Genomic DNA, 19,285 nt, shown 5'->3' with positions numbered 1-19,285 from the left:
GGAGGAACGCCGTGGCAGCGGGCAAGGACAAGGGTCGCTCGAGCGCACAGGAGCGCGAGCGCGCACGTCTCTACGAAGCGCGACGACGCTTCCACGCCTCCGTCATCCAGCGACGCCGCCGCGACAACGTGATCGCCGGCGTCGCCGGTGGTGCGCTTCTGCTCGCGGTCCTCGGCGGGCAGGTCGCCTACTACAAGCTCGGGCCCGGCACTCCGGAACCCGCGCCGTCCCCGTCTCCGTCGCAGAGCCCGGGTGCGACCCCTGCTCCCTCCCCCGAGCCGTCTGAATCCCCGACTCCCACTCCGACTCCGTGACCGGCGCGTACTAGGCTGAGTCACTAATCCGACCCCCATGCGGCGCATGCCGCCGACGAGGTGACCCCCGTGAGTTCCGCCACCCCCGAATCCGCCGAGACCCAGCCGTGGGGCCGCGTCGACGACGACGGCACCGTCTCCGTCCGCGAGGGCGATCAGTGGCGTGTCGTCGGCCAGTACCCCGACGGCACCCCCGAAGAGGCTCTCGCCTACTTCGAGCGCAAGTACGCCGACCTCGCCTCCGAGGTGACCCTCCTCGAGGTGCGCCACCGGCGCGGCGGGGCGTCGGCATCCGATCTGCGCAGCACCGCCCGCACCATCCGCGAACGTCTCGACGGCGCTGCCGCCGTCGGCGATCTCGCCTCGCTCGAGGCCCGCGTCACGTCGCTCGAGGGCGCGCTGTCCGAGGCGAGCGCCGAAGAGGCGCAGGCTCAGCGCGCAGCGGTGGATGCCGCCGTCGCCGAACGCGAGGGCATCGTCACCGAGATCGAGGCGATCGCCGCCAAGGACCCGCGCTCCATCCAGTGGAAGCAGACGACAGCCGACGTGGCGGCCCTGTTCGCACGCTGGCAGGAGCACCAGAGCACCGGACCCCGCCTGCCCAAGGCGGTCGGTCAGCAGCTCTGGAAGCGATTCCGCGACGCCCGCGCCATCGTGGACAAGAACCGCCGCGAGTTCTACTCGAGCCTCGACGAGCAGCACAAGAGCGCCCGCGACGCGAAGACGCGCCTCGTCGAGCGCGCCGAGGCACTGGCGCCGAGGGGCGAGGACGGCATCTCGGCGTACCGCGAGCTGCTCGACCAGTGGAAGAGCGCCGGCCGCGCCGGAAAGAAGGCGGACGACGCGCTCTGGGCCCGGTTCAAGGCTGCGGGTGACGTCCTCTACGGCGCGCGCATCGAACGCGAGAACGCGGACGTCGAAGCATCGAAGGAGAAGATCGAGGCCAAGCGCGCTCTGCTCGACGAAGCCGCCGCCGTCGCGAAGGAGAAGGACAACGCCAAGGCGCGGACCCTCCTCACGAACATCCAGCGCCGCTGGGACGAGATCGGTCGTGTATTCCCGCGCGACACCGAGCGTGGCCTGGACGACCAGCTCCGCAAGGTCGAGACCGCGTTGAAGTCCCGTGAAGACGAGGACTGGAAGCGCAACAACCCCGAGACGAAGGCGCGTCAGAACGACATGACGAGCCAGCTCCAGGATGCGATCTCGAAGCTCGAGGACGAGCTCACGGCCGCAGAAGCCACGAAGGATAAGGCCGCCATCGCGAAGGCGAAGGACGCGCTCGAAGCCCGCAAGGGCTGGTTGCGGGCCCTCGGCGGCTGACACGTCGGATCTGACGAGAGCGGAGCACCCTCCCGGGTGGTCCGCTCTCGTCGTTTCTCCACAGCCGGAATTCGACTCCGGCCCGACGCGCCCGTATGGCGCAGACTGCCCTCATGTGGCCGTTCCTCTATTTCGCCGATGACCGCCTGTCGACCGCGGAGCTGACGGCGGCTCGCCTGGACGGCGATCTCGTGGAGATCGGCGAGGCCTTCATGCCGGCGGACGCCGTCGAAACACGCGAGCTGCGCGCGGCATCCTTCCGCTCGGTCGGCGGACCGGAGCGCGCGGTCACGCACGCCAGCGCCGCCTGGGTGCACGGTGCCATCCCGGAGCCGCCGCTCATCCAGAGCCTGCAGCGGGCGGGGAGACGGCGTGCGGCCTTTCCGGTCGACGCTCGCATCCGGTTCCGCGACGTCGCCCTCCCGGCCCGTGACGTCGAGCTCATCAGCGGCGTCGCCGTGACGACCCCGGTCCGCACTCTGGTAGACCTCATCCGCGAGGCCGCCGTGGGTGCCTCTCCGCGCCACCTGGTCGATGACATGCTCGCGTGGCGATCGGACCTGCTCGACGATGCCGTGACCTGGATCGGGCAGGCGGGACCCGTCCATCACAAGCGCGCGGCGGCTGCCGAACTGCGACGGCGTCAGGAAGAGGTGACCCGGTAGACGTCGTAGACCGCGTCGATGCGCCGGACGGCGTTCAGCACGCGGTCGAGGTGGACCGTGTCGCCCATCTCGAAGACGTACCGGCTGAGCGCGAGACGGTCATTCGTCGTCTGGACGGATGCCGAGAGGATGTTCACGTGGTGCTCGCTGAGCACCCGCGTGATGTCGCTCAGCAGCCCCGAGCGGTCGAGGGCCTCGACCTGGATGTGGACGAGGAAGACGCTCTTGGACGTCGGCGCCCACGAGACCTCGATGAGCCGGTCCGGCTGGTCGCGGAGCGCGCCGGCGTTCGTGCAGTCGGCGCGGTGCACGGAGACGCCGCTGCCGCGCGTGACGAAACCGACGATCTCGTCCCCCGGGACCGGCGTGCAGCACTTGGCGAGCTTCACGAGGATGTCGGGCGCACCCCGGACGAGGACGCCCGAGTCTCCGCCGCGCGGCGCCTTGGACCGGCCGACGGCAGGAAGGTCGATGGGACCGGTGGAGGTGTTCTCCTCCTCCGTGCGGACGAGGGCGGTGACCTTCTCGATGACCGACTGGGTCGACACGTGCCCTTCGCCGACCGCGGCGTAGAGGGCGGTGACATCCTCGTAGCGGAGCTGGTGCGCGACCGCGGTGAAGGAGTCCTGACTCATCAGACGCTGAAGCGGCAGGTTCTGTCGGCGCATCGCGCGCGCGATGGCGTCCTTGCCCTGCTCGACGGCTTCGTCGCGCCGTTCCTTCGTGAACCATCCGCGGATCTTGTTGCGTGCTCGGGTGCTCTTGACGAACGCCAGCCAGTCCTGGCTGGGGCCGGCATCCGGGTTCTTCGAGGTGAACACCTCGACGACGTCACCGGAGTGCAGCTCCGATTCGAGCGGCACCAGGCGACCGTTGACCTTCGCACCCATCGTCCGGTGGCCGATCTCGGTGTGCACGGCGTACGCGAAGTCGACGGGGGTCGCACCGGCGGGGAGCCCCACGACGCGCCCCTTGGGGGTGAAGACGTAGACCTCCTTCGCGCCGATCTCGAAACGGAGGGAATCGAGGAACTCGCTCGGATCGGCGGTTTCGGCCTGCCAGTCCGAGATGTGCGCCAGCCACGCCATGTCCTGGTCGATGGCCTTGGAGTCCGCCTTGCCGCCGGAGATCTGCTCCTTGTACTTCCAGTGCGCGGCCACGCCGTACTCGGCCTGCTGGTGCATCTCGTGGGTGCGGATCTGAATCTCGACCGTGCGACCGCCGGGACCGATGACCGTCGTGTGGAGCGACTGGTACAGATTGAACTTCGGCGTCGCGATGTAGTCCTTGAACCGGCCCGGGATCGGCGTCCACCGTGCGTGGATCGCGCCCAGGACCGCGTAGCAGTCGCGAACCGTGTTCACCATGACGCGGATGCCGATGAGGTCGTAGATGTCGTCGAACTCGCGACCTCGGACGACCATCTTCTGGTACACGGAGTACAGCTGCTTGGGTCGTCCCATCACGCGACCTCGGATACGCAGATCCCGCAGGTCGGCTTCGACGTTGTCGATCACCGTGTGGACGTACTGCTCGCGCTGCGGAGTGCGCTGCTTGACGAGTGAGTCGATCTCGGCGTAGAGCTTCGGGTGAAGCACGGCGAACGACAGATCCTCCAGCTCGCTCTTCGCGGTCTGGATGCCGAGGCGATGCGCCAGCGGAGCGTAGATCTCGAGCGTCTCGCGCGCCTTCTTCGCGGCCTTCTCGGGCGGCACGAACCCCCAGGTGCGCGCATTGTGCAACCGGTCTGCGAGCTTGATCAGGAGGACGCGGATGTCCTTCGACATCGCGACGATCATCTTGCGGACGGTCTCGGCCTGCGCCGCGTCGCCGTACTTGACCTTGTCGAGCTTCGTCACACCGTCGACGAGCATCGCGACCTCGTCGCCGAAGTCCGCCGTCAGCTGGTCGAGGGAGTAGTCGGTGTCCTCCACGGTGTCGTGGAGGAGGGCGGCGGCGATAGCGCGCGGACCCAGGCCCAGTTCCGCGAGGATCTGCGCGACGGCGAGCGGGTGCGTGATGTAGGGCTCACCGCTCTGCCGCTTCTGAGACGCATGGGCCTTCGCGGCGGTCCGATATGCACGCTCGACGATCGCGATGTCGCCCTTGGGGTGGTGCACGCGCACCGTTCGCATGAGCTCCTCGAGCGCGTCGCGCGACGGCGCACGGGAGAAGATGCGCGGGACGAGGCGACGGAGGGACTGCCCGCCCGTCGCCGACCCTGTCGGAGTGACCGCTTCAGCCATGCGATCGCCTCCTGTCTGCCCGTGCGCGCGTGGAACTGGAGGTCAATCCTACGCTCGCGGCCATGCCGCTCAGACCGCGGCTACTGCGGCCGAACGGGACTCGAGGATGCGCTGATCGCGAGCCTTCAGGTCGCCCTCGTTCTCGCGCAGGAGCGAGTAGAGCGGCGCAGCGACGAACAGCGTGGAGTACGCCGCGACGATCGTTCCGACAAAGATCGACAGCGAGATGTCCGTCAGAGTCTGAGCGCCGAGCCACAGCGCGCCGATGAAGAGGATCGCACCGGTCGGGAGCACTGCCACGACCGTCGTGTTAATGGATCGGACGAGGGTCTGGTTCACCGCGAGGTTCACCGACTCCCCGAAGGTGCGGCCGGACTTCTCGCCGTCCTCGAAGGTGTTCTCACGGATCTTGTCGAAGACGACGGTCGTGTCGTAGAGCGAATACGACAAGATCGTGAGGAAGCCGATCACGGCCGCCGGTGAGATCTCGAAGCCGAAGAGGGCATAGACGCCGACGGTGACGACCAGAACGTCGACGAGACCGATCATCGCGGCAACGGACATCTTCCACGTCCGGAAGTAGAGCGCCAGGATCAGGAACGTGAGGACGAGGAAGATCGCCAGGCCCCACAGCGATTGACGCGTGACGCTCTCACCCCAGCTGGGGCCGATGAACGAGGAGCTGACGCTGTCGTCCGACACGCCGTAGGCGGTGACGAGCGCATCGGTGACTTCGCGCGTCTCGATCTCGCCGAGCTGGTCGGTCTGGATGCGGAGGCTGTCGTCGCCGACCGTCGTGACGCGGGTCGCGGCATCCGGGACCACGGACTGGACCGCCTCGGTCGCGAGCAGCTGATCGGGCTTCGCGACGTCGTTGACGGTGAACTGCGACCCACCGGTGAACTCGATCGAGAACTGGATGGGACGGAAGACGGGAACCAGCGCGGACCCGATCACCAGGATCGCGGCGATGAGGAACCAGAGCCGGCGGCGTCCGACGAACGGGAAGGAGACCTTCCCGGTGTAGAGGTCGTTTCCGAAGTCACTCATGGAACGCATCAGTCGTCCCCCTCCCCTGCCGAGCGCGTATCGCTGCTCTGCTGCGCGAGCTTGCGCTCGGCGATGGTCTGGCGGCGAACCGCCTCGTTGCGAGAACGCGACGACCGCTTCTCGGCTTGCGACGTACCTCCGGCAGCCACGGGCGTCCGGAACTGCGCACGCCCGCGGTAGACCGCGCCGAGCGCCGTCGGGTCGAGCCCCGAGAGCGTGTGTCCACCGCCGAAGAAGCGCGTCCGCGCGAGAAGCTGGAGCACGGGGTGGGTGAAGAGGATGAAGATCAGGATGTCGATCACGGTCGTGAGGCCGAGGGTGAACGCGAAGCCCTTCACCGTGGCGTCGGCGAGGATGTAGAGCACGACGGCGGCCAGGATGTTGATCGACTTCGAGATGTAGATCGTGCGCTTCGCGCGCGCCCAGCCGTCCTCGACGGCGCCGGTGATCGACTTGCCGTCGCGGAGCTCGTCTCGGATGCGTTCGAAGTAGACGATGAACGAGTCCGCCGTGAAGCCGATCGTGACGATGAGGCCCGCCACACCTGCGAGCGACAGCCGGAAGCCCATGCGCCACGCGAGGATGCACAGCGTGATGTAGGTCAGGATGCCCATGACCGCGAGAGACGCGATGATCACGAAGCCGAGCGCGCGGTAGACCGTCAGCGAATAGATCGCCACGAGCGCCAGACCGATCAGACCGGCGACGAGACCGATCAGGAGCTGCTGTGATCCGAGCGTCGCCGAGATGGAGTTGCTGCTCTGCACCTCGAAGCTGAGCGGGAGCGCACCGTACTTCAGCTGGTCGGCGAGGGTCTTCGATGTCTCCTGGTCGAAGTTTCCGGTGATCTGCGGCTTGCCGTCGGTGATCACCGCGTTCATGGAGGGCGCGGAGATGACCTCGCCGTCCAGCACGAAGGCGAACTGGTTCTGCGGGGACTGCAGGTTGAACAGTCGCTGGCTGATATCGCCGAAGGTCTTCGTGCCCTCGCCGTTGAACACGATGTTCACGGCCCACTGACCGTTCTGCGAGTTCAGCCCGTTGGTCGCGTCCGAGATGGCGGACCCATCGAGCTCCACCGGGCCGAGCAGGTACTTGGCCGCTCCGTCGGTGTCGCACGTGATGAGCGGCTCGTTCGCCGGCTCCTGAGCCGGGTCGGTCGCCGGGTTCGCGCAGTCGTAGGCGAGGAACTGCGCCTGCACCTCTTCGGTCGCCCACGACAGGTCGCTGCCGTTGGTCGGGGCCGGGGTGGGCGTCGCGTTCAGAGACGGTCCGGGAGTCGGGTACGGCGTCTGCTTGCCGTCGTCTCCGACGAAGGTGTTGCTGGGCGCCGCCGTGTAGAGCACCGCGCGCAACTGCATCTGCGCGGAGCGACCGATGCGGTCGCGGGTCTCCTCGTCGGCGATGCCGGGCAGCTGAACGACGATCTGGTTGCCCGCCTGCGTGGTGATGTCCGTCTCACCCACACCCGAGGCATCCACACGCTGACGGATGATCGAGACAGCCTGCTGCATCTGCTCCGGAGTCGGAGGCGTGCCCGCCTCCGTCTGCGCCTGGAGGATGATCTGCGTGCCGCCCTGCAGGTCGAGCGCGAGCTCGGGAACCCAGGAGCTCCTCTCGAAGAGGTACACGCCCGCGGCGTTCACCCCGAAGAGGACAGCAGTCAGAGCGAGGAGTCCGATCAGTGCGCGCCAGGCGCGGCGGACAGGGGTGGATGAGGCCACGGAGGGAACTTTCGTCAGGGACCGCCGAAGCGGGAAGGTCAGGCCTTGGGCTTGTCGTCCGCGTCGGGGGCGCCGTCGGCAGGACGCGAGTCGAGGATCGTCTCATCGCGCGAGACGATGACATCGTCGCCGGCGACCTGCTCGGTCTCCTCGACGACGGGCTCCTCGTCCTCGACGATGCGCAGGATCGCCTGGCTGTGGACCTCGACGACCATGCCGGGGGCGAGCTCGACGTGCGCGGGCTTGGAGAGATCGGTGGGGTCGTACTCGACGATCGTGCCGTAGAGGCCGCCCTGGAGCAGGACCTTCACGCCCGGGACCATCTGCTGGGCCTTCTGCTCCTGCTGTTCCTTCATCTTCTTCGTGCGACGACGCGAGCTGATGAACATGAAGACCAGCAGGGCCGCCAGCAGGATGAGCAGGCCGTAGTCCGTGAAGAAGTTTCCTCCGGTGGGGGCCTGCGGGGTGTTCTGCTGGGCAAGAAGCAACATGGACGCGGGTCCGCCTTTCGGGAGGGCACGCCGCATCGATGCGGCGAAGAGGGTGGGAGGCCGGAGCCTTCAGCGATTATAGGTCATCGAGGGTGAGCGCCCCGTCGTGACGGGGGATGCCCAGGTGCGCGTACGCCTCAGGGGTCGCCACTCGGCCCCGGGGGGTGCGTCCCATGAAGCCGATCCGGACGAGGTACGGCTCGACGACCGACTCGATCGTGTCCGCTTCCTCCCCCACCGTGACGGCGAGCGTATTGAGTCCGACGGGACCGCCTCGGAAGCGGCGGACGAGCGCATCGAGAACCGCGCGGTCGAGCCGGTCGAGCCCCAGGTCGTCGACGTCGTAGAGCTCGAGCGCGGCCGAGACGTCAGCGGTCGAGGCCTGCGTCGATGATCCGCCGTGCACGACGACGTAGTCGCGCACACGCCGCAGCAGCCGGTTCGCGATGCGGGGGGTGCCGCGCGAGCGCCGGGCGATCTCCTCACGGGATGCCGCGGGCACATCGACGTCGAGCATGACCGCAGAGCGGGCGATGACCTGCTCGAGCTCGACGGGCTCGTAGTACTCGAGGTGCGCGGTGAACCCGAACCGGTCGCGGAGCGGGTTGGGGAGCAGTCCTGACCGCGTGGTCGCTCCGACGAGGGTGAAGGGCGCCAGGTCGAGCGGGATGCTGGTCGCACCGGCGCCCTTGCCGACCATGATGTCGATGCGGAAGTCCTCCATCGCGAGGTACAGCATCTCCTCGGCGGAACGCGCCATGCGATGGATCTCGTCGATGAAGAGCACCTCACCCGGGACGAGGCTCGACAGCAGTGCGGCCAGGTCGCCGGCGTGCTGGATCGCCGGGCCGCTCGACATCCGAAGGGGTCGCTCGCTCTCGTGCGCGACGATCATGGCGAGCGTCGTCTTTCCGAGCCCGGGAGGGCCCGACAGCAGGATGTGGTCGGCCGGGCGCTGCTGGATGCGGGCGGCATCCAGCAGCAGTTGCAGCTGACCGCGCACCTTCATCTGACCGATGAACTCGGCGAGCGAACCGGGCCGGAGCGCGCCCTCGACGGCCAGCTCGGTCTCGTCCTCGGGAAGACGCTGGTCGCGGGCGTCAGACACCGCTGCGCTCCGCACGAGCAGGACCGAGCTGGGCCAGGGCGAGCTTCAGGAGCGCCGGCACGGTCGCACCCGCCGGCGCGTCGGCGAGCACGCTCTCCGCCGTCTCGACGGCGACGCGCTCGTTCCACCCGAGCGCCATGAGGGCGGCCGACACCTGCGCACCGAGTCCCTGCGGGATCGGCGCGCCCACGGCGGTGCGCGCGGGGGCCGTCAACTTGCCCGCGAGCTGCACGACGATCAGCTTCGCGGTCTTCGGGCCGATCCCCGACACCCGCCGGAACGGTGCATCGTCCTCGTCGGCGACGGCCGTGGCGATCTGGTCGACCGTGAGAGACGAGAGGACGCCGAGAGCGGACTTCGGCCCCACCCCCGAGACGCTGAGGAGCTGGCCGAAGACGTCGAGCTCGGAGCGCTCCTCGAAGCCGAAGAGCAGCATGGCGTCCTCCCGGACGATCATCGCGGTGTGCACGAAGACGTCGTCGCCCAGGTGCAGCTGCCGCGCGTGCTGCGCGGTGACCGCCACGGCGTAGCCGACGCCGTGCACGTCGATGATGACGGAGTCGGGTTCGAGGTGCAGCACGCGGCCCCGCAGCGAGGAGATCATGAGTCGAGCCTACGGGAGCATTCGGAGGTATGTTCGAGCGACACGCGTCAGCGCCGTGTCGCCTTCTCCGCTGCGGCCCACGCGCGTTGCGCCGGCGTCAGCGCGGCGTCGGCGCCGACGGGTCCGGCACCGCGACGCCATGCGTGGCAGAGCGCAAGCGCGAGGGCGTCGGCGGCATCCGCCGGCTGCGGCAGCGCATCCAGACGGAGGACGCGCGCCACCATGGTCTGGACCTGAAGCTTCTCGGCGTTCCCGTACCCGGTGATCGCCGCCTTCACTTCCGAGGGAGTGTGCGTTGCGGCGGGCAGGCCGTGCTCCGCCGCGAGGAGGAGAGCGATGCCGCTCGCCTGGGCCGTGCCCATGACGGTGCTCCGGTTCTGCTGGGCGAAGACGCGCTCGACGGCGACGACGTCGGGTCCGTGCTCGGCCAGGACCGCCCGGATGCCGGCAGCGATCGTCGCGAGGCGCTGCTCGATCGGCGCTTCGGGCGAGGACCGGACGACACCCACGTGGACGAGCGACGCCGATCGGTCGCGCCGGACGTCGACGACGCCGACGCCGCATCGGGTCAGTCCCGGGTCGATGCCGAGAACGCGAAGAGCGGATGCCACTCCCCCACGCTAGGCGGGAGGTGCGGCATCCGCTCGTCGGCGCGCCCTACTCTTGCTCGTCGTCCTCGAGTTCCGCCTGCACCTCGGCCGTGAGGTCGAAGTTGGCATAGACGTTCTGGACGTCTTCGCTGTCCTCGAGGGCATCGATGAGCCGGAAGACCTTGCGCGCCGTGTCGGCGTCGATCTCGACCTTGAGGTTCGGGACGAATTCGACATCCGCGGACTCGTACTCGATGCCCGCATCGGTGAGCGCGGAGCGGACGGCGACGAGATCGGATGCCTCGGTGACGACCTCGAAGCCCTCGGAGTGCGGCTCGATCTCCTCGGCGCCGGCCTCGAGAGCGGCCATCATCACGTCGTCCTCGGTGGTACCTTCGCCCGAGACGACGATGACGCCCTTGCGCGCGAAGTTGTACGCGACCGAGCCCGGGTCGGCGAGCGTGCCGCCATTGCGGGTGAGGGCCGTCCGGACCTCAGCGGCGGCGCGGTTCTTGTTGTCGGTCAGACACTCGACCATGAGCGCGACACCGTTGGGACCGTACGCCTCGTACATGATCGAGGTGTACTCGACCGACTCGCCGCCGATGCCCGCGCCGCGTTTGATCGCGCGGTCGATGTTGTCCTTCGGGACCGACGTCTTCTTGGCCTTCAGAACGGCGTCGAAGAGCGTCGGGTTGCCCTGCAGGTCGGCGCCGCCGAGCTTGGCGGCGACCTCGATGTTCTTGATGAGCTTCGCCCACGACTTCGCGCGACGCGAGTCGATGATGGCCTTCTTGTGCTTGGTGGTCGCCCACTTGGAATGTCCGCTCACGGGACTCCTCTCGGAAAAAGCGCAGGGTCCAGTCTAGGACCGAGGCCACGCCCCTTCGCTACGCGTCGCGCGCGGAGTCCAGGAGGAGCTCGTGGAAGCGCGTCTCGCCGTCGAGCTCGGGATGGAACGAGAGGCCCACGACGCGACCCTGGCGGACCCCGACGACCCCGCCGCCCGGAAGACGAGCGATCACCTCCGCGGACGGACCGACCTCGCTCACGATCGGCGCGCGGATGAACGTGGCCCGTACGTGCGGCTCCCCCACCGCCGGAACGTCGATGTCGGTCTCGAACGAGTCCGCCTGCGATCCGAACGCGTTCCGTCGCACGGTCACGTCCAGCCCGCCGAACGTCTGCTGGCCGGCGATGCCGTCTTCGAGCCGGTCGGCGAGCAGGATGAGGCCGGCGCACGTGCCGAGGACCGGCATCCCGTCAGCGATCGCCGTCCGGATGGGATCGCGCATCCCGAAGGCGCGCGACAGCTTGTCGATGACGCTCGACTCGCCGCCGGGCAGGACCAGGCCCACGACCGCCGCGAGATCCCCGGGTCGCCGGACGAGGACGACGTCGGCGCCGAGACCCGCGAGCGTCCTGGAGTGCTCCCGGACGTCGCCCTGGAGGGCGAGGACGCCGATGCGAGGTCTCGTCACCAGCCCCGGTCCGCCAGCCGGTGCGGAGCCGGGAGGTCCGACACGTTGATGCCGACCATGGCCTCACCGAGTCCTCGCGACACGTCCGCGACGACCTTGGGGTCGTCGAAGAAGGTCGTCGCCTTCACGATCGCCGCGGCGCGCTCCGCGGGGTTGCCGCTCTTGAAGATCCCGGACCCCACGAACACCCCGTCGGCCCCGAGCTGCATCATCATCGCCGCATCCGCCGGAGTCGCGACGCCACCGGCCACGAACAGGACGACGGGGAGGGTGCCCGTCTCGGCGATCTCGGCGACGAGCTCGTACGGCGCCTGCAAATCCTTCGCCGCGACGTAGAGCTGATCCTTCGACAGCGCCGACAGGGCGGCGATCTCGCCGCGGATCTTGCGGATGTGCTTCATGGCCTCCGACACGTCGCCTGTGCCGGCCTCGCCCTTGGAGCGGATCATCGCCGCCCCCTCGGTGATGCGGCGCAGGGCTTCACCCAGGTTCGTCGCACCGCAGACGAAGGGCACCGTGTATCCCCACTTGTCGATGTGGTTCACGTAGTCGGCGGGCGAGAGGACCTCGGACTCGTCGATGTAGTCGACGCCGAGCTCCTGCAGCACCTGCGCCTCGACGAAGTGCCCGATGCGCGCCTTGGCCATCACGGGGATCGAGACCGACGCGATGATGTCATCGATGAGATCGGGGTCGCTCATCCGCGCGACGCCGCCCTGGGCGCGGATGTCGGCCGGCACACGCTCGAGCGCCATGACGGCGACGGCGCCGGCGTCCTCGGCGATCTTGGCCTGGTCGGCGGTGACGACGTCCATGATGACGCCGCCCTTGAGCATCTCGGCGAGGCCCCGCTTGACGCGCGCCGTTCCGGTCGAATTCGTTGGCATAGGCCAAAAGTTAGCATGACCCGGACATAGACTCGACGGCATGACGAACGATGTCCTGGCGATCAGCGGCGACACCGCCGCGGAGATCGCCGACAGCATCCGTTCCCTCATCGACCGCGGCGACCTCGGCCCCGGCGCTGCGCTTCCTCCGGTGCGAGCTCTCGCCGACACGATCGGCGTCAACCGGAACACCGTCGTCGCGGCCTACCGCCACCTCGCCGCTGCGGGCGCCGTGGAGACCGCCGGTCGAGCCGGAACCCGCGTCGCGCCGCGCTCGGACCCTGCCCAGGAGGGATTCGCCGCCGACACGGTCCTCCGCGATATCGCGACGGGCAACCCCGACCCCACCCTCATCCCCGATCCGTCCCATGCCCTGTCGAGCCTCGCCGGCCGCCCCGTCCTCTACGGCGAGCCGACCATTGACCCCGACCTCGAGGAGTGGGCAGCCCGGTGGATCGAGAACGACCTCCCCGGCCGGGACGATCTCCGGCTGACGATCACCGGCGGCGCCGTGGACGCGCTGGAGCGCCTGTTCGCCGACGCCCTCACCCGCGACGACGGTGTCGGACTCGAAGACCCGTGCTTCCTGTCGGCGTTGCGGACCGTGAAGATCGGCGGCTACCGACCCATCGCTATCCCCGTCGACGAGCACGGGATGACGGTGGCCGGCCTCCAGGCCGCGCTCGACGCGGGCGTCCGCGCCATCGTCTGCACGCCCCGCGCGCAGAACCCCACCGGCGTGAGCCTGACCGCCGAGAGGGCGGCGGAGCTGCGAGCCGTGCTGGCGCGGCATCCGTACGTCCTGGTCATCGAGGACGACCACTTCTCGATGCTCTCGCGGGAGCCGTACCACTCGATCATCGGACCGGATCATCGTCGGTGGGCGCTGATCCGATCGGTCTCGAAGTTCCTGGGGCCCGACATGTGCCTCGCCGTGACCGCGAGCGACCGTGAGACCGCGGACCGCCTGGCGCGGCGGCTGAGCCCCGGCTCCACCTGGGTGAGCCACCTGCTGCAGCGGCTCGTCGTCACGCTGGTGTCCGATGACGAGGTCATGGCCGGCGTCGAACGCGCGGCCCGGCACTACCGGTCACGCAACGAGGCGTTCGCCGACGAGCTGACCCGCCACGGGGTCCCCACGACGGCGGGCGACGGCCTCAGCCTGTGGGTCCGGGTCCCGGCTCCCGCCCGAGCCGTCGCCGAGCAGTTGATGCGACGCGGCTGGCTGGCCCGGCCCGGCGACGAATTCTTCCTCGCCGACGACGACGCCCGCCATCGCCTGCGCCTGACCGTCCACGACCTGTCCGACATCGACCTCGCGCGGCTCGCCGCCGACGTCGCCGCCTCGGCGCGAGCGATCGTGCCCTCACCGGAAGCGAGTACCGCCCCGTGAAGATCCTCTCCATCCAGTCCGCCGTCGCGTACGGTCACGTCGGCAACTCCGCCGCCGTGTTCCCGCTGCAGCGCATCGGCGTCGAGGTCTACCCGGTCTACACAGTGAACTTCTCGAACCACACCGGTTACGGCGCCTGGCGCGGCCCGCTCATCAGCCCGCAGGACGTCGCCGACGTCATCACCGGCATCGAGGAACGCGGCGCCTTCGGCGAGATCGACGCCGTCCTCTCGGGCTACCAGGGCGGCGAGGGGATCGGCGACGTCATCCTCGACGCCGTCGCGCGCGTCAAGGCCGCGAACCCGAACGCGATCTACGCCTGCGACCCGGTCATGGGAAATGCGAAGAGCGGATGCTTCGTGGCCCCCGCCATCCCGGTCCTCCTCCGCGAGCGGGTCGTCCCCGCCGCCGACCTGATCACGCCGAATCAGTTCGAGCTCGGCTTCCTCACCGGCACCGACGCCGCCGACCTCGACTCGACCCTGGCCTCCGTCGACGCGGCGCGTGCGATGGGACCGTCGACCGTGCTCGTGACGAGCGTCGAGCGGCCCGACCGACCCGAGGGGACGATCGAGATGCTCGCCGTGACGGATGACGGTGCGTGGATCGTCCGCACGCCGCACATCCCGATGAAGGCGAACGGCTCCGGCGACGTCACCGCCGCCCTGTTCACCGCGCACTTCCGCGAGAGCGGGAATGCCGCCGATGCGCTCGCGAGGACCACCTCGAGCGTGTTCGACCTGCTCCAGAACACCTACGACGCGGGCACGCGAGAGCTGCAGCTCGTCGAGTCGCAGGAGGCGTACGCGCACCCGCGGATGCAGTTCGAGGTCACGCAGGTCCGGTGATCCCCGCGGACGGCGGGCCTGTCAGAGAACGGGCCAGCCGTCCGCCACCGACTGGCGGACCTCTCCGAGCAGCTGCGGCAGTGCCTTCGTCTTCGCGATGATCGGGAAGAAGTTCGCGTCCGTCGCCCAGCGGGGCACGATGTGCTGGTGGAGGTGCGCCGCAACGCCCGCGCCGGCGACCTCGCCCTGGTTCATCCCCAAGTTGAAGCCATCGCAGTTGGCGACCTTCCGCAGCACCCGCATGGCCACCTGGGTCAGCGCGCCGATCTCGGCGACCTCTTCGGGCGTCGCCTCGTCGTAGGTGCCGAAGTGACGGTACGGGCACACGAGCAGGTGCCCCGAGTTGTACGGGAACAGGTTCAGCAAGACGTACGCCGACTCGCCGCGGGCGACGATGAGCCCCTCCTCGTCCGACTTCCCGGGCGCCGCGCAGAACGGGCAGTCGTGCTTGAGCGGTTCCGGTCCCGCCTGGATGTAGGCCATCCGATGCGGCGTCCAGAGCCGTTGGAACTCATCCGGAACCCCGGCGAGGTCGATCGACGACTCGGGGCCCACCTCGCCGGCATCACTCATACGAGTTCCTCGGCCGTGTTGATGAGCAGCCGACCCGAGATCGCCGCGACGATCTTGTCGATCGCCTCGTCCACCGGGATGCCGTTGGTCTGCGACCCGTCGCGGAACCGGAACGACACCGTGCCGCCCGATCGGTCCTGCTCCCCCGCGATGAGCTGGAGCGGCACCTTCTGGGTCGTGTGGGTACGGATCTTCTTCGGCATGCGGTCGTCCGAGTGATCGACCTCTGCGCGGACGCCGGCGGCGCGCAGACGCGCGACGATGTCGTCGAGATACGGACCGTATTCCTCGGCGACGGGGATGCCGACGACCTGGACCGGTGCGAGCCAGACGGGGAAGGCACCGGCGTAGTGCTCGAGCAGGATCGCGAAGAAGCGCTCGATCGATCCGAAGAGCGCGCGGTGGATCATGACCGGGCGGTGCTTCTCGCCGTCGGGGCCGGTGTACTCGAGCTCGAACCGCTCGGGCTGGTTGAAGTCGAGCTGGATCGTGGACATCTGCCAGGTGCGGCCGATCGCGTCACGCGCCTGGACCGAGATCTTCGGGCCGTAGAACGCCGCCCCACCCGGGTCGGGCACGAGCTCCAGACCGGAGCCCTCGGCGACCTCGCGGAGGGTCTGCGTCGCCTCGTCCCACAGTTGGTCGTCGCCGATGAACTTGGGGTTCCCCTCCTCCTTCGTCGAGAGCTCGAGGTAGAAGTCGTTCAACCCGTAGTCGCGCAGCGTCTGCAGCACGAACTCGAGGCTGTGCTCGAGCTCGCCCTTGACCTGATCGGCGGTGACGTAGATGTGGGTGTCGTCCTGTGTCATGCCCCGCACACGGGTGAGACCGGCGAGCGTGCCGCTCTTCTCGTAGCGATAGACCGAACCGAACTCGCTGAGCCGCAGCGGCAATTCGCGGTAACTGCGTCCGCGCGAGCGGAAGATCAGGTTGTGGAACGGGCAGTTCATGGGCTTCAGGTAGTACTCCTGGCCCTCGCGCGAGACGTGACCGTCGGCATCCACCACCTCATCGAGCACCATCGGGGGGTACATGCCGTCGGCGTACCACTGCAGGTGGCCGCTCGTCATGAACAGGTCACCCTTGGTGATGTGGGGCGTGTTCACGACCTGGTAGCCGTTGGCGAGGAGACGCTCGCGCATGTAGCGCTCGATCTCGTAGCGGATGATGCCGCCCTTGGGGTGGAACACCGAGAGGCCGGGCCCGATCTCCTCGGGGAAGGAGAAGAGGTCGAGGTCCTTGCCGAGCTTGCGGTGGTCGCGCTTGGCGGCCTCCTCGAGTCGGTGCTGGTAGGCGCGGAGCTCGTCCTTCGTGGGCCAGGCGGTGCCGTAGATGCGCTGCAGCTGCGGGTTCTTCTCGCTGCCGCGCCAGTAGGCACCGGCCACGCGGGTGAGGTCCCAGCCGTTGCCGGCGATACGGGTGCTCGGCACATGGGGTCCGCGGCACAGGTCTTTCCACGCGGTCTCACCGTCGCGGGTGACGTTGTCGTAGATCGTCAACTCGCCGGCGCCGACCTCGACGGAGGCGCCCTCGGCCGCCTCCTGGGACCCGCCCTTGAGCCCGATGAGCTCGAGCTTGAACGGCTCGTTCGCGAGCTCGGCGCGAGCCTCGTCATCCGTGACGACGCGACGAACGAAGCGCTGCCCCTCCCGGACGATCCGCTCCATCTCCTTCTTGATGGCCTTGAGGTCCTCCGGGGTGAACGGGTCGTCGACGCCGAAGTCGTAGTAGAACCCGTCCGTGATCGGCGGGCCGATCCCGAGGTTCGCCTGGGGGCGGACGCGCTGCACGGCCTGCGCGAGGATATGGGCGGTCGAGTGCCGGAGGATGTTCAGTCCGTCGGGGCTCGACACCGTCACGGGCTCGACGCCGTCCAGGGAGTCGACGACGGTCGCGAGGTCCTTCAGCTCGCCGCCGATGCGGAGGGCGACGACGGAGCGGTCGGGGAACAGGGCGAAACCGTCGGCAGGAAGGTCGACGTCCGCCGGGGCGATCAGATCAGTCAAGGGGAGAACTCCAGGAAGTGGCTCGGATCAGGAAAGTCAGCTTCGAGCGCACACCGCGCTCCGCCCGCTCAGGCCCGCGGCGTTCGCGTGCCGGCGAGGTGGGATGACCGGCCGTTCTGCATCATGCGAGTCTACTGGGCACCGGACAGGCGCGATGATGGATGCCGTGAAGCTCGCTCTCGCGGGAGTCGCCCTCCTGCTGGGGGCGGTGGCCGCCCTCGCCACCGGCGTCCTGCCCCTGGCCGACCTCGGGGATGTCGCCGAGCGCGTCCTGCCGATCCTCGCGTTCGTCGTGGCGGTCACGATCGTCGCCGAGCTCGCCGCGAAGGCAGGCGTGTTCGACGTCACCGCATCGTGGCTCGCACGCCTGTCGCACGGACGCACGATGCTCCTGTGGGTGCTGGTCGTGATGCTCGCCGTCGTGACGACGGCGTTCCTCTCGCTCGACACCACGGCCGTGCTCCTGACGCCCGTCGTCGTCGCCGTCGCGCGCGCCAACGGCCTGCCGCCGCTTCCCTTCGCGCTCACCACCGTCTGGCTCGCGAACACCGCGTCACTCCTGCTGCCGGTGTCGAACCTGACGAACCTCCTCGCCCTGGCACGGATGCCGGGCGGCGGCGATCCGGCATCCTTCGTCCTCCTGCTGGGTCCGTCCGCTGCCGTCGCCGTCCTCGTGACGGTCGCCCTGCTGTGGGCGTTTCACCGCCGATCGCTCGTCGGGACGTTCACGGTCGCGGCGCCGCCGCGGGTGAGTGACCGGGTGCAGCTGGTCGCGGCATCCGTCGTGGTCGTCGCGCTTCTGCCTCTGCTCGTCAGCGGGGTCGAGCCGTGGATCCCGGCGACGGGAGCAGCGCTCGCGCTGCTCGGGCTGTTCGCGTGGCGCTCGCCGAAGGCCCTGAGCGTCGGGCTCGTGCCGTGGTCGCTCCTCGTCTTCGCCGCCGGACTGTTCTCCGCGGTCGCGGCCCTCGAGGCGTGGGGATCCGGTCAGCTCGCCGCCACGCTGGCCGGGACGGGCTCCGAACCACTCAACCTGCTCCGCATGTCGGGAACCGCGCTGGTCGCCGCGAACGGTCTCGACAACCTGCCCGCCTACCTGCTGCTCGAGTCGACCGCGGATACGCCGGAGCGACTCGCGGCACTCCTGATCGGTGTCAACGCAGGGCCGCTCATCACACCGTGGGCATCGCTCGCCACCCTGCTGTGGCACCAGCGACTGGTGGCCGCGGAGGTCCACCTGCCGTGGCGTCGCTTCATCCTCTGGGGTCTCGTCGCGGCTCCCGCCATCGTGGCAGCCGCGACGCTCCCGCCGTTCCTGCGCTGACGCGTCAGAGGTGCTTCAACGCCTCGCGACGACTGAGCGGGCTGAGCGCGTGCGCGGCGACATACGCCTCCACCCACTCGGGGTACGAACGAGCGGCGTCGCGGAGCGCCCAGCCGATGGCCTTCCGGATGAAGAACTCTCCGTCGCGGAGGTTCGGCCGGAGCGCATCAGCCAGCAAGTGCAGGTCCGTCTGCCCGCGACGGCCGAGCTGGCTGAGGATGGCGAGTCGGCGCAGCCACATCTCCTCGCTGACGCACCACCCGCGCACGAGCGCCTCCCCGTCGCGGGGGTGGGCGTCCAGGAGTTCCCGGATGCGGCCGCTCAACTCGTCGGTGATGTCCCACCACCGGCCGGCCCGCACCATGCGTTCGATCAGCGGGACGATGCGCAGGTCCGCCCGGGCAGGCGGCACCGCGAGGAGCATCATCGCCGCGTATCTCTCTTCGCGGTGGGATGCCACGTCCCACAACTGCTGAGCATCCTCGATGATGACCGCGGCGTCCGGCTCCCCCGCGACGACGGCACGAGCGATGCGTCGGGTGTCCGGCACGCGGACGCCGAGGAACGGCAGGTCGGACTTCATATAGGCCTGCTGGCCGGCGGCACGCGAAGGATCCGCCGCCGCCCGCAGGCGGGCGCGGATCTCGTCGACGCGGCTCAC

Annotated in this window: 19 protein-coding genes; 6 read left to right on the top strand and 13 right to left on the bottom strand. The window is 69.0% G+C overall.

Annotated features, from left to right (window positions below; translation table 11 throughout):
- The first annotated feature begins 11 nt into the window (after positions 1-11).
- The 3 genes from BLP38_RS04485 to BLP38_RS04475 all read left to right on the top strand — a co-directional run bounded on the left by BLP38_RS04485 (position 12) and on the right by BLP38_RS04475 (position 2,302).
- Positions 12-314, top strand: coding sequence for a dioxygenase (locus tag BLP38_RS04485; RefSeq protein WP_091353515.1), 303 nt, complete (start codon positions 12-14; stop codon positions 312-314).
- Positions 315-374: 60 nt separating this feature from the next.
- Positions 375-1,637, top strand: a complete 1,263-nt coding sequence (locus BLP38_RS04480; RefSeq protein ID WP_231916565.1) for a DUF349 domain-containing protein — start codon at positions 375-377, stop codon at positions 1,635-1,637.
- A gap of 95 nt (positions 1,638-1,732) precedes the next feature.
- Positions 1,733-2,302 carry an SAM-dependent methyltransferase gene (locus BLP38_RS04475; RefSeq protein WP_091353506.1) on the top strand — a complete coding sequence of 190 codons (570 nt, stop codon included), beginning with the start codon at positions 1,733-1,735 and terminating at the stop codon, positions 2,300-2,302.
- On the opposite strand, the gene BLP38_RS04470 is transcribed toward BLP38_RS04475, so the two are convergent.
- From BLP38_RS04470 to pdxS, 10 genes are all read right to left on the bottom strand, one after another.
- Positions 2,281-4,548, bottom strand: a complete 2,268-nt coding sequence (locus BLP38_RS04470; RefSeq protein ID WP_091353502.1) for a RelA/SpoT family protein — start codon at positions 4,546-4,548, stop codon at positions 2,281-2,283. The two genes, BLP38_RS04475 and BLP38_RS04470, sit on opposite strands and share 22 nt — an antisense overlap.
- A 69-nt stretch (positions 4,549-4,617) precedes the next feature.
- Positions 4,618-5,607, bottom strand: a complete 990-nt coding sequence (gene secF / locus BLP38_RS04465; RefSeq protein ID WP_091353499.1) for a protein translocase subunit SecF — start codon at positions 5,605-5,607, stop codon at positions 4,618-4,620.
- A complete protein-coding gene (gene secD, locus BLP38_RS04460; protein ID WP_091353496.1) occupies positions 5,607-7,322 on the bottom strand; it encodes a protein translocase subunit SecD in 1,716 nt (571 codons plus the stop codon). Before secD ends, secF begins: the two co-directional genes overlap by 1 nt.
- Positions 7,323-7,360: 38 nt before the next feature.
- Positions 7,361-7,813, bottom strand: a complete 453-nt coding sequence (locus BLP38_RS04455; RefSeq protein ID WP_091353492.1) for a preprotein translocase subunit YajC — start codon at positions 7,811-7,813, stop codon at positions 7,361-7,363.
- Between the two features lie 76 nt (positions 7,814-7,889).
- On the bottom strand, positions 7,890-8,921 hold the full coding sequence (gene ruvB, locus BLP38_RS04450) for a Holliday junction branch migration DNA helicase RuvB (RefSeq protein WP_091353488.1): 1,032 nt from the start codon (positions 8,919-8,921) through the stop codon (positions 7,890-7,892).
- A complete protein-coding gene (gene ruvA / locus BLP38_RS04445) occupies positions 8,914-9,525 on the bottom strand; it encodes a Holliday junction branch migration protein RuvA (RefSeq protein ID WP_091353484.1) in 612 nt (203 codons plus the stop codon). The genes ruvB and ruvA overlap by 8 nt, the downstream gene beginning before the upstream one ends.
- A gap of 47 nt (positions 9,526-9,572) precedes the next feature.
- Complete coding sequence (gene ruvC, locus BLP38_RS04440; RefSeq protein ID WP_091353481.1) at positions 9,573-10,136, bottom strand: crossover junction endodeoxyribonuclease RuvC; 564 nt, start codon at positions 10,134-10,136, stop codon at positions 9,573-9,575.
- 46 nt (positions 10,137-10,182) lie between these two features.
- Positions 10,183-10,947 (bottom strand): YebC/PmpR family DNA-binding transcriptional regulator, encoded by a 765-nt coding sequence (locus BLP38_RS04435; RefSeq protein ID WP_091353478.1) that lies wholly within the window; start codon positions 10,945-10,947, stop codon positions 10,183-10,185.
- A 58-nt stretch (positions 10,948-11,005) separates the two neighbouring features.
- Positions 11,006-11,596 (bottom strand): pyridoxal 5'-phosphate synthase glutaminase subunit PdxT, encoded by a 591-nt coding sequence (gene pdxT / locus BLP38_RS04430; protein ID WP_091353474.1) that lies wholly within the window; start codon positions 11,594-11,596, stop codon positions 11,006-11,008.
- Positions 11,593-12,483 (bottom strand): pyridoxal 5'-phosphate synthase lyase subunit PdxS, encoded by an 891-nt coding sequence (gene pdxS / locus BLP38_RS04425; RefSeq protein ID WP_018186716.1) that lies wholly within the window; start codon positions 12,481-12,483, stop codon positions 11,593-11,595. The genes pdxT and pdxS overlap by 4 nt, the downstream gene beginning before the upstream one ends.
- A gap of 40 nt (positions 12,484-12,523) precedes the next feature.
- On the opposite strand from pdxS, the gene BLP38_RS04420 reads away from it, so the two are divergent.
- Both BLP38_RS04420 and pdxY read left to right on the top strand, forming a co-directional pair.
- The gene (locus tag BLP38_RS04420; RefSeq protein ID WP_091353471.1) at positions 12,524-13,876 is read left to right on the top strand and encodes an aminotransferase class I/II-fold pyridoxal phosphate-dependent enzyme; all 1,353 of its coding nucleotides are present in this window, start codon (positions 12,524-12,526) and stop codon (positions 13,874-13,876) included.
- On the top strand, positions 13,873-14,724 hold the full coding sequence (pdxY, locus tag BLP38_RS04415; RefSeq protein WP_091353468.1) for a pyridoxal kinase PdxY: 852 nt from the start codon (positions 13,873-13,875) through the stop codon (positions 14,722-14,724). The genes BLP38_RS04420 and pdxY overlap by 4 nt, the downstream gene beginning before the upstream one ends.
- 21 nt (positions 14,725-14,745) lie before the next feature.
- Here the strand turns inward: pdxY and BLP38_RS04410 are convergent, their stop codons facing one another.
- Together BLP38_RS04410 and thrS are read right to left on the bottom strand one after the other, a co-directional pair.
- Entirely contained in the window at positions 14,746-15,297 is a 552-nt protein-coding gene (locus BLP38_RS04410) for an HIT family protein (protein ID WP_091353465.1), read from the bottom strand.
- Entirely contained in the window at positions 15,294-17,303 is a 2,010-nt protein-coding gene (gene thrS / locus BLP38_RS04405) for a threonine--tRNA ligase (RefSeq protein ID WP_091353461.1), read from the bottom strand. Before thrS ends, BLP38_RS04410 begins: the two co-directional genes overlap by 4 nt.
- A gap of 154 nt (positions 17,304-17,457) precedes the next feature.
- On the opposite strand from thrS, the gene BLP38_RS04400 reads away from it, so the two are divergent.
- On the top strand, positions 17,458-18,624 hold the full coding sequence (locus tag BLP38_RS04400) for an SLC13 family permease (RefSeq protein ID WP_091353458.1): 1,167 nt from the start codon (positions 17,458-17,460) through the stop codon (positions 18,622-18,624).
- Positions 18,625-18,628: 4 nt separating this feature from the next.
- Here the strand turns inward: BLP38_RS04400 and BLP38_RS04395 are convergent, their stop codons facing one another.
- A complete protein-coding gene (locus BLP38_RS04395) occupies positions 18,629-19,285 on the bottom strand; it encodes a DNA alkylation repair protein (protein WP_091353454.1) in 657 nt (218 codons plus the stop codon).

The organism is Microbacterium sp. LKL04, assembly GCF_900102005.1.
Classification (GTDB): domain Bacteria; phylum Actinomycetota; class Actinomycetes; order Actinomycetales; family Microbacteriaceae; genus Microbacterium.
The sequence above is the reverse complement of the archived record's forward strand: the minus strand, read 5'-3'. Positions and strand labels throughout refer to the sequence as shown.

Coding starts and splice junctions, on each gene's coding strand:
- BLP38_RS04475 (WP_091353506.1), top strand. CDS start 1,733: ATGGCGCAGACTGCCCTCATGTGGCCGTTCCTCTATTTCGCCGATGAC.
- pdxS (WP_018186716.1), bottom strand. CDS start 12,483: ATGCCAACGAATTCGACCGGAACGGCGCGCGTCAAGCGGGGCCTCGCC.
- ruvA (WP_091353484.1), bottom strand. CDS start 9,525: ATGATCTCCTCGCTGCGGGGCCGCGTGCTGCACCTCGAACCCGACTCC.
- BLP38_RS04420 (WP_091353471.1), top strand. CDS start 12,524: ATGACGAACGATGTCCTGGCGATCAGCGGCGACACCGCCGCGGAGATC.
- BLP38_RS04470 (WP_091353502.1), bottom strand. CDS start 4,548: ATGGCTGAAGCGGTCACTCCGACAGGGTCGGCGACGGGCGGGCAGTCC.
- BLP38_RS04455 (WP_091353492.1), bottom strand. CDS start 7,813: ATGTTGCTTCTTGCCCAGCAGAACACCCCGCAGGCCCCCACCGGAGGA.
- BLP38_RS04410 (WP_091353465.1), bottom strand. CDS start 15,297: ATGAGTGATGCCGGCGAGGTGGGCCCCGAGTCGTCGATCGACCTCGCC.
- secF (WP_091353499.1), bottom strand. CDS start 5,607: ATGCGTTCCATGAGTGACTTCGGAAACGACCTCTACACCGGGAAGGTC.
- BLP38_RS04400 (WP_091353458.1), top strand. CDS start 17,458: ATGATGGATGCCGTGAAGCTCGCTCTCGCGGGAGTCGCCCTCCTGCTG.